This is a genomic window from Paenibacillus solani, from assembly GCF_001277345.1.
In the GTDB taxonomy this organism is placed as follows: Bacteria; Bacillota; Bacilli; order Paenibacillales; family Paenibacillaceae; genus Paenibacillus_AQ; species Paenibacillus_AQ solani.
This window is the reverse complement of record NZ_LIUT01000001.1, coordinates 800,491-815,156: the sequence shown is the minus strand read 5'-3', so window position 1 is coordinate 815,156 and position 14,666 is coordinate 800,491. Positions and strand designations below refer to the sequence as shown.

Annotated in this window: 13 protein-coding genes; 5 read left to right on the top strand and 8 right to left on the bottom strand. The window is 46.4% G+C overall.

Annotation, left to right across the window (positions count from 1 at the left end; translation table 11 throughout):
• Window positions 1-39: 39 nt before the first annotated feature.
• From AM231_RS03565 to AM231_RS03530, 8 genes are all read right to left on the bottom strand, one after another.
• Window positions 40-1,578 (bottom strand): extracellular solute-binding protein, encoded by a 1,539-nt coding sequence (locus AM231_RS03565; protein WP_054401366.1) that lies wholly within the window; start codon window positions 1,576-1,578, stop codon window positions 40-42.
• A gap of 94 nt (window positions 1,579-1,672) precedes the next feature.
• Complete coding sequence (locus tag AM231_RS03560) at window positions 1,673-2,590, bottom strand: carbohydrate ABC transporter permease (RefSeq protein ID WP_054401365.1); 918 nt, start codon at window positions 2,588-2,590, stop codon at window positions 1,673-1,675.
• Between the two features lie 16 nt (window positions 2,591-2,606).
• Window positions 2,607-3,578 carry an ABC transporter permease gene (locus AM231_RS03555; RefSeq protein WP_054401364.1) on the bottom strand — a complete coding sequence of 324 codons (972 nt, stop codon included), beginning with the start codon at window positions 3,576-3,578 and terminating at the stop codon, window positions 2,607-2,609.
• A gap of 850 nt (window positions 3,579-4,428) precedes the next feature.
• Window positions 4,429-6,036 (bottom strand): response regulator transcription factor, encoded by a 1,608-nt coding sequence (locus tag AM231_RS03550; RefSeq protein ID WP_054401363.1) that lies wholly within the window; start codon window positions 6,034-6,036, stop codon window positions 4,429-4,431.
• A 36-nt stretch (window positions 6,037-6,072) separates the two neighbouring features.
• Window positions 6,073-7,866: a sensor histidine kinase gene (locus tag AM231_RS03545; protein WP_054401362.1), complete on the bottom strand. Its 1,794-nt coding sequence runs from the start codon at window positions 7,864-7,866 to the stop codon at window positions 6,073-6,075.
• A 29-nt stretch (window positions 7,867-7,895) separates the two neighbouring features.
• On the bottom strand, window positions 7,896-9,452 hold the full coding sequence (locus tag AM231_RS03540; RefSeq protein ID WP_054401361.1) for an extracellular solute-binding protein: 1,557 nt from the start codon (window positions 9,450-9,452) through the stop codon (window positions 7,896-7,898).
• 265 nt (window positions 9,453-9,717) lie between these two features.
• The gene (locus tag AM231_RS03535) at window positions 9,718-10,152 is read right to left on the bottom strand and encodes a hypothetical protein (RefSeq protein ID WP_054401360.1); all 435 of its coding nucleotides are present in this window, start codon (window positions 10,150-10,152) and stop codon (window positions 9,718-9,720) included.
• Between the two features lie 42 nt (window positions 10,153-10,194).
• Window positions 10,195-10,815: a copper amine oxidase N-terminal domain-containing protein gene (locus AM231_RS03530; RefSeq protein WP_054401359.1), complete on the bottom strand. Its 621-nt coding sequence runs from the start codon at window positions 10,813-10,815 to the stop codon at window positions 10,195-10,197.
• Window positions 10,816-11,018: 203 nt separating this feature from the next.
• Here AM231_RS03530 and AM231_RS03525 point away from each other — a divergent pair, with 203 nt between their 5' ends.
• From AM231_RS03525 to AM231_RS03505, 5 genes are all read left to right on the top strand, one after another.
• Window positions 11,019-11,204: a hypothetical protein gene (locus tag AM231_RS03525; protein WP_054401358.1), complete on the top strand. Its 186-nt coding sequence runs from the start codon at window positions 11,019-11,021 to the stop codon at window positions 11,202-11,204.
• Window positions 11,205-11,345: 141 nt separating this feature from the next.
• Window positions 11,346-11,693 carry a hypothetical protein gene (locus AM231_RS03520; protein ID WP_054401357.1) on the top strand — a complete coding sequence of 116 codons (348 nt, stop codon included), beginning with the start codon at window positions 11,346-11,348 and terminating at the stop codon, window positions 11,691-11,693.
• 237 nt (window positions 11,694-11,930) lie between these two features.
• Window positions 11,931-12,422 (top strand): cation:proton antiporter regulatory subunit, encoded by a 492-nt coding sequence (locus AM231_RS03515; protein ID WP_054401356.1) that lies wholly within the window; start codon window positions 11,931-11,933, stop codon window positions 12,420-12,422.
• 3 nt (window positions 12,423-12,425) lie between these two features.
• Complete coding sequence (locus tag AM231_RS03510) at window positions 12,426-13,670, top strand: cation:proton antiporter (protein WP_054401355.1); 1,245 nt, start codon at window positions 12,426-12,428, stop codon at window positions 13,668-13,670.
• A gap of 93 nt (window positions 13,671-13,763) precedes the next feature.
• Window positions 13,764-14,555, top strand: a complete 792-nt coding sequence (locus AM231_RS03505; protein ID WP_242615062.1) for a YitT family protein — start codon at window positions 13,764-13,766, stop codon at window positions 14,553-14,555.
• Window positions 14,556-14,666: the final 111 nt, after the last annotated feature.

Below are 14,666 nucleotides of genomic sequence, written 5' to 3'. Positions count from 1 at the left end.
CAGCCGCTAACGCAGACTGCTTTTTTCAAATTGAATCACTTACTTCGTAGATTGAAACCATTCATTCGCGGCAGCTACCATTTCGGTACCACCTTCAGCTCTCCATTGAGCAAGGAATTGATCATAGGCATCAATCGGTTTCGCTCCGGAGATGAATTGCAGCACATTATCATCAAGCATAGTCGACAATTTCAGCTGGTTTTTGGACACGGCATCAATAGGCGGAGCTGTCGACATAGGATCTACCACGATAATTCCTTCGGCATTTTTCTGATACTCTTCGAAATGCGCCTGAAGAACAGGATCTTTACGTACACGTGCTTGCCAGTAGATCGGATACTTTTCTTCGTCTACCCCGGTTAGGAAGTTGCTTGCATTATTCAGTTCATCGTTAAATATCGGCAGAATCGGATAGTATTTCTCATCCTTAACTTCATGGTGAACGCCTTCCTTACCAAGCGCTATGCCTTTAAATGTCTCAGGCTCCAACTTCGCATTGAGGAAATCCATGGCAGCTTCCTTGTTCTTCGAAGACTTCAGGATAGCCACATACCAAGTTGTGTTCGTTTTAACACCCATAGCAGCCTTACCATCTTTGCCCTTCAGGTATGGAATAATGGTTGTTTTTGCTTCCGGGGAATTTTTCGTCAGCGCGTCAATCGTTGTCCCGGCGCTCCACCAAGGCAGTTCATACATCGCAGCTTTACCACCCGAAAATTTTTCAATGGATTTCTGAGCGGTATTAATCGGAGTCTCGGTATCAAGCAATCCTTCTTTGTACAGTTTGTTCATAAAAGTAAGATATTCTTTCATTTCAGGCAGTTCAGCCCGATGCATCAACTTACCATCGACTTCCTTCCAATCGGTGAAAACGCCAAATGTTGCGGCAATGTTGCCATAGATAGCAGGGGCTTTATTGCTCACCGTGAGTGGAATAACATTCTTCTTCTCTTTAATTGTTTTAAGCACATTGTAAAGCTCATCGGTGTTTGTAGGTGTAGCCAGGCCTAATTCATCCATCCAATCCTGTCTGACCACAAATGCCTCACCGATGCTTACGCCTGCCCCTGTCTCTGGAATACCAAAGATTTTCCCATCAATCGTTGCACTGCCAAAGGACTCTTGTTTTATGGATTGTTTAATATAATTCCCATGAGATTCAAGAAGCTCATCGATTGGCTCCAGGGCTCCTGCGGATGCGAGATTATAAAACTGCATGGCATTCAATTTCACGATATCATAATTATTTTTACCGGATACAAGAAGGTTTAGCTTCTCATCCGCGTTCTCTGCCGGTAGCAGTTCATATTCTACATTAAATCCAGTTCTCTCCTGGATGTATTTGGCTACATATTCTGTCTTCGGATCAAACAATCCGTACTGCATAATCATGCGCAGATTTGGTTTGTCGGCCGTTTTGCCTCCATTCCCCTCATCTTTCGGCGTGGTTGCCGGTGTGTCCGATGGTTGAGCCGCCGGTTGTTCTGTCGCGCTTCCTCCCCCGCCGCCGCAGCCGGATAATGCCAGCGTGAATCCGAGAATCCCGGCCAGTATTGCAGATCTTTTCATCTTGATCATGGATAACCCTCCTTATGATTGAAAAATCCAATGAATTCTGCCACCTGGGCAATACGAAACGCATCACCACCTTTATCAAAATCTCGTATGAGACCTAACCTTTAACCGAGCCTACCAGGACACCTTTTACAAAGTATTTTTGCAAGAATGGATACACGAGCAGAATCGGGATCGTTGCCAGCAAAATCGAAGAAGCTTGAATGGACTGAGGCGTTGCGTTAATCGCTGCATCAACATTGTCCTTCAGGAAGTCTCCACTGGACGAAACCAGCAGTTCCTTTAAGTACAGCTGCATCGGTTTAATTGCCGGATCGGTAATATAGATCATCGCTGCAAAATAGTCATTCCAGAAAGCAACTGCAAAGAACAATCCAATCGTTGCCATAACCGGGAGTGACAAAGGTATAATGACCGAAACCAGAATCCGAATATTTCCCGCACCATCCAGCTTGGCGGATTCCTCAAGTTCATCCGGAAGGCCCTCAAAATAGTTTTTGATAATGAGCATGTTGTACACATTCACCATAGCCGGAAGAAATAATACCGGAAAAGAATTCACCAAATTCAAGTTTTGCATCAGCAGGTACGTCGGAATGAGTCCGCCGCTGAAAAGCATCGTGAATACGAATATCAGCAAAAGTCCTTTCCTTCCACGGAGCCGATTTTTCGATAACGGATAGGCTGTCAGCGTGGTCAGAAGTAGGCTGCAGGCTGTTCCGACCACTGTCAAAAATACAGATATCTTAAGCGAATTCAAAAACATGGAGTCTTGAAGCACGTATTTATATGTCTCGAATTGAACCCCCACCGGGAACAGTCCCACTTGTCCAGATATAACGGCGCTCTCGCTGCTTAAAGATTTGGCAATCAGGTTTAAGAAAGGCAGCAGTGTTGTCAAACCCATGACGATGAAGAAAACATAATTGAATACCGAGAAGCATTTTTCCGAGAATGATGTTTTAATGACACCCCGGGTGGTGTTTGTTCCTTCTAAAGCTTTTTTGTGATCCATTTGCCCCACCCTTTCTTTACCAAATCCCGCGTTGTAAGTATTTTCTGCTCAGGGAATTCCCTACGATGACCAATGTGAATGAGATTACGGCTTCAAACAAGCCAACTGCGGTCGAGAAGCTGTAGTCCTGGTTGCCCAGACCTTGCCGGTATACATAAGTTCCAATGACATCTGACACTTGGTACACCACCGGATTGTACATGACGAGAATCTGCTCGGTCCCTGCTTCCAGCACATTCCCCAATCGCAGAATAAACATAAGAATGATAATGGGGGAGATGCCTGGCAATGTAATATGCCACAACTGCTTCCATCGGCCAGCTCCATCAATCTTTGCCGCTTCGTACAGCGCCGGATCAATCATTGTAAACGCTGCCAAATATACGATCGTGCTCCAGCCTGTTTCTTTCCAGCCAGCCGATGTAATCAGCACGCTCCGGAATACACTGTTATCCAGGAAAAATGCAATCTGTTCCATACCGAGAGATACCAATACCTTATTGACGATGCCTCCGTTGGTCGAGAGAAGATCGATAAACAATCCGCCAACAATAACCCAAGACAGGAAGTGCGGAAGATATACTACGGTTTGTACCGTTCGCTTAAATGCCATATTCCTCAGCTCATTGAGCATCAGCGCAATCACGATGGGGAGCGGAAACAAGATTACGATTTTCAGAAAGCTGATAATCACCGTATTTTTGAATACCTGAGCAAAGTCCGGCGACGTAAACAGCTTCTCAAAGTTCTTCCATCCCACCCATGGGCTATCAGCAAATCCGGTGAATATGTTAAAATCTTTGAATGCGATTGTAATCCCGTACATCGGCGTGTATTTAAACAGTAAAATGAACAAGATGCCGGGTACGAGCAGTAAATATAAATCCCACTCTTTCCATATATCCGACCCTAAACGGCCCCAGTAGCCTCTTTTTCGTTTCAATTCTCTATGCGGTGGTGCGGGCGATGGTTCTAATGTGGGTTTCATCGACTCGTCTCCCCCTTTCTAATGATTCAATCTCCTTCGTTCTTTTAAATTGTAATCCGCACCGCAAAAACGGAGTAGGCGAGGATCATTACTATTTATGGTAATATGATGTTGTGTTGGGGCAGGGCGTCAGCAAGCATGTCATGAGGATGGCGGGTGCTGCCTATGATGCTGACTTATCAGCTGATGCTATCGACGGAACCCTTTGCTAGAACCACTCGAAAACCCCTTATAAAGAAGAGAGCTGATCATCACTCCGCATGCGGATTGTTCTTCCGATCCCTGTTACCCCCGGATTTCTCTGAATGGATTAAGCAATGTGGAAATCCGGTGATAAAGGGGACCGCTGGCGCTTCTCCAGAACAATTCCGCCTGCTCCGTTGAAGCTTACTCAATCATGTTGTTGGCATTCGATGAACGGCATAGCCGTGCTTCGTCGCCAGAACGAGGCCAAGCTCTGCGCCGAGCTTGGCCTTCCCCCAGCCTCAACCCCCGGTGGGCTTCCGCCCTGCCCTGGGTTGGGGTTGGGGGGTAAAGCAAAAGAGCCGTTCGGGATGTATGCCCCGAATGGCTCTTTTGGTTGGTTTATGTAACTGCGCATGCTCTGCTGCGCTACGTTCTCCCACCTCCCCCACCTACTTGGGGGAGGATGGAGGCCCACACGGTAGAGCGGAGAGGACGAATCGATTCCGGAGAAGCGATAGCGGTCGCCTTTGGAGCCGAATTTCTTCCCCTATAAACATTCGTTCAAGGAAATTCAGCGACAACAGCGATTGGAGGAACGATACGTCAGCGCAGCGGCAAGAGCGAAGGGGTTCGCGACCTTACAACTCCAGCCTTTCCCCAACGCTCACCCCTTGACTTCCCCCGGGTTCACGCCCCAATACTTCCGGAACACCTTTGTGAAATAGCTGACATCGCGGTACCCGACCAACCGGGCTGCATCGTATACCTTCTGCCCTTCCTGCAGCAGTGTTTTGGCTCGCTCCATTTTGCGTTCCATCACATAGCTGGAGAAGACAACTCCCATTTCCTGCTTGAATAACCGGCTGAGATAGGATGAATTGATGTAGAGCCGGTCTGCTACTGTATGCAGGGTAATTTCCTGGTCAATCTCCTCTTCGAGCAGATTTAGAATATCCTTAACGACCTGGTTGCTCGTCGTTTTTCGCTGTTCACTCATAAACGAGACGATATGTTTAACCGTGCGTTCCAGCAGAGACCAGGTTTGCATTTTGGTACTAAGCAGCTTAACGTTTTGAAAATATTCGATATCCTCGCCAACGACTCTTTTTACTGTCCACCCTTGCTTCTGGATCATACGGGTGAAGAAGCTGTTCATATAAAGAACCGCCTCATGAAACTCATCCGAGGACTCAGACTTGGTGAAGGCTTCCTCCCATAACCCCTTTAACGCCTCGAGCGCTTTCGTTTCATCTGCGGTTTCAAGCGCAATCTCCAGCATTTTCTCCAGATTCTGCTGCACCATGACGCCTTGCATATCCTGTTTCAGCTCACGATACGGAATAGCCAGATCATGTCCATAAACAACACGTTCCTGTAGGGCCCGACAGGCCTGTGCGTACAATAAGCTCATTTCTTCAATCGTCCCGATGGAAGCACAGATACCTGCACTTGCCGTTAGCTTCAGCACTTCCTTCGTTTGGGAGAGCAGCTTGGACACATCCGCATTCAACCGCAGCATCGCCTCATTCGCATCTTGGTCCTCCTCGACAATCATGACCATCAGCAGCATATTGCCTGAATCCGATGTGATCCAGCGGGAGGGATGTCCCAACAGCTCCTTCGCCAGGCACAGCATCGTAAACTGCAGCAGTTCGGCATCCCCTCGCTGAAACCGCGTCTCATCCTCGGGCAGGGGATCCAGATCCACCACGGCTACCGCAATGCGATCGTCCTCCTTTAACGAAATGAATAATTCCCTGCTCTTCCGCAGAACATCCTGTTTCGTAAATTTACCATTCATCCATTGAATAAAAAATAGATTCTGCAGATGTGGAAGGTTATGCTTCCACTGTTGCTCCAATGCCGCCTTACGCTGCCACTGCTCCAAATCCTGGCGAAGCTGTTGTCTCGCTTCGAGTACGGCCTCGAGAATATCTTCCTCGCCTGCGGGCTTTAACAAATATTTGGAGACCCCGTACTCAAGCGCCAGCTGTGCGAATTCAAAATTATCATGACCACTGAGGATGATCGTTTTCATCAACCGGCTGATTTCTTCTCGGCTCCGAAGCTCACCCAGGAGCGTCAGACCATCCATTTCTGGCATCTGCACATCAATTAGCATAATATCCGGTCTTTTGCGGCTAACGAGATCAAGTGCCTCTAAACCATTCGAGGCCATGCCTACTACTTCAATCCCATGCTTGTCCCATGGGATATTGTAAGCCAGTGCCAGGCGCAAGCGTGGTTCATCTTCTACAATCATCAGATTCAAACGATTACATCCCCCTTTTTCAAACGCTTGAAGTCACTACGCCAAATTAACTTCCCTGCAGCGATCCAGCGGAATGGATATGGTTACTGTAGTGCCCTCGCCTGATACGCTGTGCAGTGTCAAATGAGCTTCATTGCCATAATACAGCTTCATTCGGCCCAGCACATTTCGAAGCCCAAACAGATCCTTGACATGTTCCTCATCTTGAGTGGATGCGGGCATATTGCGGGAGCCCAACATCTCCAGCTCATGCTGGATATAACTTAAACGTTCCTCCTCAATTCCTGGACCATTGTCCTGTACGCTGATAATCACAGTTTGTCCCCTATCAATTCGGCTGGAAATGATCAGATTTCCTCCAGAAGACTTGCCTTCCATACCATGAATTATAGCATTCTCGACTAATGGCTGAAGCAGGAGCTTCAACAGCGGAACTCCCTTGCTCTCGTCCGAAATCTGATACTCCACCGTGAAATTATCCATAAAACGAAGCTGTTGAATCCGGATATAGTAATGCAGATGAGTTATGCTTTCTTCAATAGTGAAGACCTGCCTGCCCTTGTTAAGGCTCAACCGGAAAAACTTCGACAGATTCATCACCATCTCGCTGATTTCATCAGCATCGTAGTTTTTGGCTGTCCAATAGATGGAATCGAGAGTATTGTACAGAAAATGCGGGTTGATCTGTGATTGTAGAAACTTCAGCTCCGTTGTCGTTAATCGCAGCTGTTGTTCGTAATGATCTTCAATCAAATGCTTCTGGACAACCGCCATCTTGTTAAACGACTGGATGAGAAAACCGAATTCGTCCTTCCGCTTTGTATCAACATGGATATTCAGCTCCCCGCTGCTGAGCCGCTTCATCCCGCGCGACAATTTCAGTACAGGAGAGGCAATTCCACTGTAAACCAACCATGAAATAATGACAGCCAACAGGATGCTTAGTCCGATAATAGCAACGGTGAATAAGCGAAGCTGGTCCGTCTCTTTGTACAGCTCACTTTTGGGCTGAACCAATGCGAGGCGCCATGCTGAATAATCCGAGTCAATCGCTACAGTCATATCCTTGTCGGATATGTGCTCCTCATACACTTTTCCAGTCTCCACCACCACTTCGCCTTTTTCATTCAGCAACGTAATCCGGCTATTCTCGGAGGGCAGCAGTGTCTTGATAATATTTAGCAGCCTGCTTTTATTAAAAGAAACCATCAACAGGTTCGACTGCCGCTCACTGTTAGAGAGATCCATGGCCCGAATCAGAGAGATACTATCCGTATTCGTCATCTGGCCAAAGGTAATGCCTTCTGCTACCGGGGAGTCGGACATGACGTAGGAGACCCCTGTTCCATTCTGCCGGGCAGCCTCGACAAGCCATTCCTGCTGCGTCTCGCTCGTCAGCTTTTTTCCGCCATAGTGGGTGGATATAAACATATTCGATGCCTGATGGTATACCGAAATATGGGATACGAAGAAGCGGTTAACGGATACGTAATTTGATAACTTCTCCAAAATATCAGAGAAGTCGACGATCGACTGTGGTGAAAAATTGACATTATTCTTGTTAAGTAATTCATTTATTCCTAGATCACCAGCAATCAGTGTTGAAATTTCCTCTACGTTTTGCAGGGCCAGATCAAATTGATTCATCGCCGAGGATAACGCCAACTTGGTCCTCTCGACAGCTTGCATATAGAGAATGTCGCGGGACCTTTCCACCGCAAACAAGCTGATGATGACAAGCGGGAGCAAGATCAATAGAAAATAACCCGTTAAGCGAGTTTGAATATGTTGTGAAAAGCGATCCCGAATCCAGCGAATCACCGCTAGCATTCAGCTCCCCCCTCTCTTGGCATTCAACATTATTGTTTGGAATACCACTCATTCACTTCCTTCGTGATTTCATCTCCTCCTTCTTCCTTCCAGGTCCTCACATAATCATCGAAAGCATCCAGAGGTTCAAGCCCCATGATGATCTTTGTAAACACATCTTCCAAGTTCTTGAGCTTCTTGTTGTATTTCGTCATCGCTGGTGTGGGTACTCCGTAGAATGCATCGGGAATTATGTGTGAATGAATCAGCTGTAAATTGTTATACAGATTAAAATCGCCTAATGAGTCCAGCCGCTGCTTAAATAGTTGTTGATCCGGCACATCAACCAGAGACTGATATATTCCACGATATAAATGCTTGTCGTGAAGAGCAAAGTCAGTCACGATGGCTCCATTCTCCCAGCGCCAAATTTCGTTCTCAAAGCCAAGCTTCAGTGTTTTATAATCGCTAGCAATGAAATCCAGAAATTTAATCACTTGGGCAGCTTTCTCCGATTCGGCGGGAATGACATTGTAACCGCGGATAATGTTCTTCCCTTCCACCCCTTTGAATCCTTTAGGTCCTGTAGGATAAGGGAGAGGAATCCATTCCGCCTCCGGATCCTTGCTCATATTGGCCGCGATCGGTCCTCTCGTGTCGTACCACGCGGCAGAGAATAACCCCACCTGGCCGTTTTCTATTTTTTCGAATACATTATTTTGCAGGTTCAGCGGAAACTCCCGATCCAGCAGGTTCTCTTGATACAACTTGGCAAAGAACGCCAAGGTCTCCTTCGTCTCAGGCAGAATGCTGCCGTTGACCAGTTGTCCATCCCGTTCAAACCACGTATTTCGCTGTGTACCGAAAGCACCGAAGAAGGGAGAGGACCGTCCAAGATTTGATGTCAAGGTAAGCCCGATCGTATCCGGCAAGCCGTTACCGTCTGGATCATCCAATGTGAAGGCGCGAATGACTTCGTAATATTCCTCCAACGTTTCGGGCGGTTCCAAACCAAGTCGATCAAGCCAATCCTTTCGGCCATACATTAACTCTGCGCCTGTCACTTCGTTCAAGCTCGGAACCGCATAGATTTTGCCTCCATATCGGACCCGATCCCACACCTCTGCCGGAATTTTCTCTTTAAGATGAGGACCATATTCATCGATCAACTCGTCCAGCTGCATAAACGCTTTCTGCTTGACATACTTGTCGAACCAGACCGGCTCATACGTATGGAGCATGTCAGGTAAGTTTCCTGAAGACATAATCACATCCATTTTCTCGTTATAAACCTCAGTTGGCGGTAATTGAACTCCGATCTCAAGCCCTGTTTGCTCCTCGATATAGTTCAAATACGGATTGTCGTTCTCGTCCATGCCTTCCGGGAAGGGCATCCCCAAGCCGGATATGACGATATTGATTGAATTACTCTCTGACGGTTTCTTTAGCGGGTCATTTTCTATGCGGCCCGGTCCATTACACCCAGCAGCAAGGAGCAGCAAGAAAGCGCATACAGGAAGGAATAGAACTTTACCTTTAAGCAGCCTTGATCTCTTTCGATGCCTTTGTTGAAAAAACTCATCATTCCAGGACTTGTTCAATGGCATATGTCCCCACTCCCATCAGCTAGTAAGAAATCCTTCCATAAAACGATTATATTATGAATAAGAGTCTTTATTAACATTCTGTAACAAAGTGCTGCTCCCTTCACATAGAACAGAGAAAAAACCGTCCCTGGTTATTTCGAACCAGGGTACGGCTTCATTGTACAGACCTTCATCCCGACATCTAATTCGGTCGACTCATGAACGTATAGCACTACCGCTGTCCTCGGCCGCTCTCGAATCTATGTCCAAGCTAGTCCCAATCTTATTACTTCGGTTCGGCTTGGTCCTGGCCATTCTCCAAGAGAGGGATTTCTTCACGCTGCTCCTCGTCAGACTTTACTTGAATGATTTCGAAAGTCTGGCCGCAAGAGGCACAGAATTTAGCATTGATTGCCGAACTGTTCCCACAGCTTCTGCAAACCTTCTCATCAGTAAGATTAGCAATATGAAGCAGGTTTTGTTCAATTTCAAATTTCAACTGATGTATCCTGGCAACGTAATCTTGAATACTTTCCTGATCAGGCGGCCAATTTCCTGCTTCGGTTGCAGCAAATACAACCTTGCCGATTTCCAGCAGCTGTTCATCAATATCACTTTTCTTTCCGCTATTTTGCAGTTTTAACCGATTAATCTCGACCAGCGTTTTGGCTTTGTTCCCAGCGTCAGATACGCCAGCCTTAAATTTATCAAAGAAACTCAAGCAAATGCCCCTCTCCCTAAATTAGATAAAAACGTAATGTTGTTATCCTCCGAATGAAATTCTTAGCGTTTTATCATAATCCGAATAATTTATGCCAGCACCAAGACCTCTTGCAAATACCTGTATAGGGACATATGTCACGCCATTGATCAATTTCGGGGCAACCGTAACCGTTTCCGACTTGCCATTATAATAAACGGTTTTGCTTCCAATCGTAAGAGTCATTTTATGATTGCCTCTTTGGACGCCAATACTGCCAGCGTCACGATTCCACGTAACTTGTGCTCCCATTCCTTCTGCAATTTCACGCAGCGGCACCAAATTGATGTTGTTATAAACCAACGGCTCACTGTCAAACTTCACCTTGCTGCCGTTAAAGTATACGCTAAGGCCGGATTTCGTATAAGCCGGAGCCGCAGGCTTCGGGGCAGTCGATTTGGTTGTGCTCTTTTGAGAGGATTTAGGAGCGGATGCAGCCGACTTGCTGCCTGATGAACTCCCCCCGTTATGATAATGATACTCGCCATAAGAAAGCCCCCAGCGTTCACAATTGGTGCGACAGGTATGTCCTCCTCTGGCATCCGTTCTTCCCGGATGGGCAGACACGACCGAGCTTGATATAAGCAATAAAGCGATGGTGCAGCATATCATTTTTTTCTTCATGACAAAAACCCCCTGGCATCATTTTCCTCTCTATATTCTAGCATATTCTTATATAGCAGATTGCTATAAAGAATTGCATTATATAAAAAGAAGATGGTTTCCAGGTGATAAGGTGCATTGTTTCAGTTCCTCTCCCCATGTTTATTCGTTACATATAACCAATTGTTTTGTGGCAATCTATTGCCAGAAAGGAAGGATGCCTCATGAGCAATAAGAAACCCATACTAGACGGTCGCTTCCCAGGCGTGGACCCTATCCCGGAACCCGACCACCCGGATCAAGCCGCAACAGACAAGCTTGATGACCTTGTCCTTGGGCTATTGGGAGAAGAAGACAAAGCGCATTCAAATCCTGAAGCAGAGAACAATGATAAACTTCGTAAAAAATAAAATAGCGGAACGCTCTCCATCTATTAGATCGATAACAATCGATCTACAAAAGTGTTCAAAAATAATTTATCGTTCTCGTTATGAGAACGATTATTTTTATGTTATGATGAAAAAGAGCTTAGGACGAAGGGGGCAGAAGCCGTGCAGCGTTTATTTAAAACAGCAAGAATCACAGGAATGCTGGTACTTATGTTGGTTACGGCTCTGGCTATCCACATTCCCTTCCAGGAGTATTATAGCAGTGAGACTTTAGATGAGCGGCCTGCGTATAAAGACGGCCTGCTACTAAAAGCGACTGTTCTGAAGCATTCCCAAATGGTTACCAAAGTTAAGGCAACCGGCAATTCTTTGCCCTTGTTGTTCTTAATAATGTCGGCCGCCCTTCTGCAGCAGACGCTCAAATCACGTCTGCCCTATCGGTCGATTATACCGCTTCGACTCCGGCTTTTATTATTATTCCCCATTAAATTCACCTCAAAATTCGTTTGAGACCATTCCCTTTCCAATTTCGCAGTCATACGGACTGCGGTATCTTTAAATCGCCCATTTTTTTGGAAATCTTAAAATAAATCCGACATCCCTTGTGCATTATCATTGCTTGGGATTATTAAAGACTGTTTAAAAATCATCCGCAAAGGCTGATTTATTTGACTGTGTGTATTTTTTGTAAGTTGTCTGACCAATCTGCGAAACCATAAATTAAGTGTTATTTAGGAGGGGTTAACTGTGCATGTACGCGAAACGGATTTACCCGGAATCGGTAAAAAATTCATGATTGATACCCGGGGAGGCGACAGACTTGTCATCATCATTCATGATGATGGCCGGCGGGAAATGTACCATTATGAGCATGACGATCCCGATGAAAGCATCTCAATGATTTCCCTGGATGATGACGAGGCGCGCCAAATTGCCGCGATCGTTGGCGGTCTAACCTATAAACCCAAAGCGCTTGAAACAATTGATATGGCTTTGGACGAATTGATTATTGAGTGGTACCGCATCGAACCTCAATATTATGGGGCAGGTAAATCGATAGGTGATCTGGACGTGCGTCAAGCCTCAGGTGCAACCATCATTGCGAGAGTTGATAAAAACAGTAAACATATCAACCCCGGACCAGACGTTATGATAACACCGGATTCGACACTGGTCGTTGTCGGTGAACGTCAGCAGCAGCGGCTCTTTAAACAAATCTTGATGAACGGACGTGGTTGATGGATGGATCATTTGGTTTTAGAAGTTGGATTAGCGATCGCCTTGATCGCCATAGCGGGGCTGCTATCAGCTAAACTCCGCTTTTCCGTCGTCCCTTTCTATATCCTGGTGGGGATGGCGGTTGGTCCTCATGCTTTTCACTTTGGAACATTCGATTTTCGTTTTATAGAAAGTGCACCGCTCATCGACTTTATGGGCAGAATTGGCGTACTATTCCTTCTATTCTATCTCGGCTTGGAATTCTCCGTCGGAAGATTAATTAAATCAGGTAAGTCCATCATTGTCGGAGGCAGTATCTATATAGCGATTAACTTTACGCTCGGACTGATGATTGGTATATTTGCTGGATTTCCCCTAGCCGAAACACTGATTGTCGCAGGAATAACCACAATCTCGTCAAGCGCTATTGTTGCTAAGGTGCTGGTTGACCTGAAAAGAACCGCGAATCCCGAAACTGAAATGATTCTCGGTATTATCATGTTCGAGGATGTTTTCCTCGCTGTATATATCTCTATTCTGTCCGGCCTCGTATTGAGCGGATCATCATCTCTGGGCGGAGTACTGATATCTGCGGTGATTGCCCTCGGATTTATGCTGCTTATCCTTATTGTTGGTCGAAAAGCCGTTCCGTTCTTGAACCGGGTTTTAAACATCCGTTCCAACGAATTATTCGCCTTGGTTGTCTTTGCCGCTCTGTTCTTACTGGCAGGTTTCGCGGAAACGATTCATGTTGCCGAGGCAATCGGCGCCCTACTTGTCGGTCTCGTTTTGGCTGAGACGGAGCATCGGGAACGCATTGAGCATTTGATTTTACCTTTCCGCGATTTTTTTGGAGCCATATTCTTCTTTAGCTTCGGTTTAACGATTGTGCCATCCGAGCTAGGCGGGGCTGTGTGGTTATCACTTATCGCCGTAATCATTACGCTCCTCGGTAACTTTATTTCAGGGATGCTTGCAGGACGCAGTGCGGGTTTATCTTCCAAAGCGTCCTCCAACATCGGTCTGACGATTGTATCCCGTGGTGAATTCTCGATCATTCTCGCAAATATGGGAAAGGCGGGAGGGCTTGCGACCTTTATTCAGCCCTTTGCAGCCCTGTATGTCCTAATACTCGCGATACTCGGACCGCTCCTCACCAAGGAGTCCAAACATGTATATAACTTATTAAATAAAGTATTTAAATTTAAAGATCATCGGGAGAAGAAACCGGTTAAACCGAAGCTAAAGGACGAAAGTGTTAACGGTTAAAAGGGGGATAGTGCCATGGTTCCAGCTCCAATAAGCACAGCGGACCATACACATGTGGTCTCCAAACATGTTAGTACCCGCAGGAGATTGGTGATGGCTGCTATCGGTGGCCTGATAGCAGCCTTCGGATTGGATCTATTTCTTGTTCCTGGCGGAATTATTGCAGGCGGCGTGACCGGGATCTCCGCGCTCGCTTCGCATCTGACAGGAATTCATACTGGCATGTTTGTGTTTGCCTTAAATTTACCTTTGCTTTTGCTTGCCTACCGTGAATCGGTCAGGAGAAAAGTCAGGATTGCAGCGGTAGGACTCCTCAGCTTCTCGATTTGCTCCATCCTGTTCTTTCCGGTTCCAGCCCTTATAGACAGCAAGATCGGGAGCGCAGGGATTGGCGGTATTTTCCTTGGACTCGGTATCGGAATCGGCCTTCGCTACGGCGTTATCCTGGATACGCTCCAGATGCCCAAAATAACTCAGCCGTTGTCTGAAATGTTGACCCGATTGAGGCTGCCCTACATCCATGTCGCGATCAATCTATTTATACTGACACTGGCAGGACTGCTGCTTGGCTGGGAAAGGGCAATGTATTCTGCCATCGCTTGCCTGACAGCACTGGAGACCGGACGTATTACTACCTCAAGCCTTCCACTCCGACGGGAGGTCCGTATTCGCACCTTATACGAAGCGGACATCAGGCATAACATGAAAGCTATTATGGGGTATGAATCCAGAGCGATAGAACCTGGAGACGATACTACGTTTACCGGTGACTCCATCGGTGCGGAAGTTCTGGTCTACCGGGTTCATATCCTGGAGATGCCCAGACTTAAATCCATCGTAAGAAGTTTGGATCCGAATGTCGAAATTACGATCATACAGAAATAAGTTTCACTCTTCCATATAAACAGGCCGACTAAGAAATGAAGTGCCCCCTGTCAAGTAGACAGACTTAAAAACAAAATCATCAGTATTCCATATCCCCTCGGGTTATCAAGA

Bases quoted from the DNA above. Each gene is read 5' to 3' on its own strand.
- AM231_RS03540 (WP_054401361.1), bottom strand. From the start codon at position 9,452: ATGCCATTGAACAAGTCCTGGAATGATGAGTTTTTTCAACAAAGGCAT.
- AM231_RS03525 (WP_054401358.1), top strand. From the start codon at position 11,019: ATGAGCAATAAGAAACCCATACTAGACGGTCGCTTCCCAGGCGTGGAC.
- AM231_RS03565 (WP_054401366.1), bottom strand. From the start codon at position 1,578: ATGATCAAGATGAAAAGATCTGCAATACTGGCCGGGATTCTCGGATTC.
- AM231_RS03530 (WP_054401359.1), bottom strand. From the start codon at position 10,815: ATGAAGAAAAAAATGATATGCTGCACCATCGCTTTATTGCTTATATCA.
- AM231_RS03505 (WP_242615062.1), top strand. From the start codon at position 13,764: ATGGCTGCTATCGGTGGCCTGATAGCAGCCTTCGGATTGGATCTATTT.
- AM231_RS03510 (WP_054401355.1), top strand. From the start codon at position 12,426: ATGGATCATTTGGTTTTAGAAGTTGGATTAGCGATCGCCTTGATCGCC.
- AM231_RS03545 (WP_054401362.1), bottom strand. From the start codon at position 7,866: ATGCTAGCGGTGATTCGCTGGATTCGGGATCGCTTTTCACAACATATT.
- AM231_RS03555 (WP_054401364.1), bottom strand. From the start codon at position 3,578: ATGAAACCCACATTAGAACCATCGCCCGCACCACCGCATAGAGAATTG.
- AM231_RS03560 (WP_054401365.1), bottom strand. From the start codon at position 2,590: ATGGATCACAAAAAAGCTTTAGAAGGAACAAACACCACCCGGGGTGTC.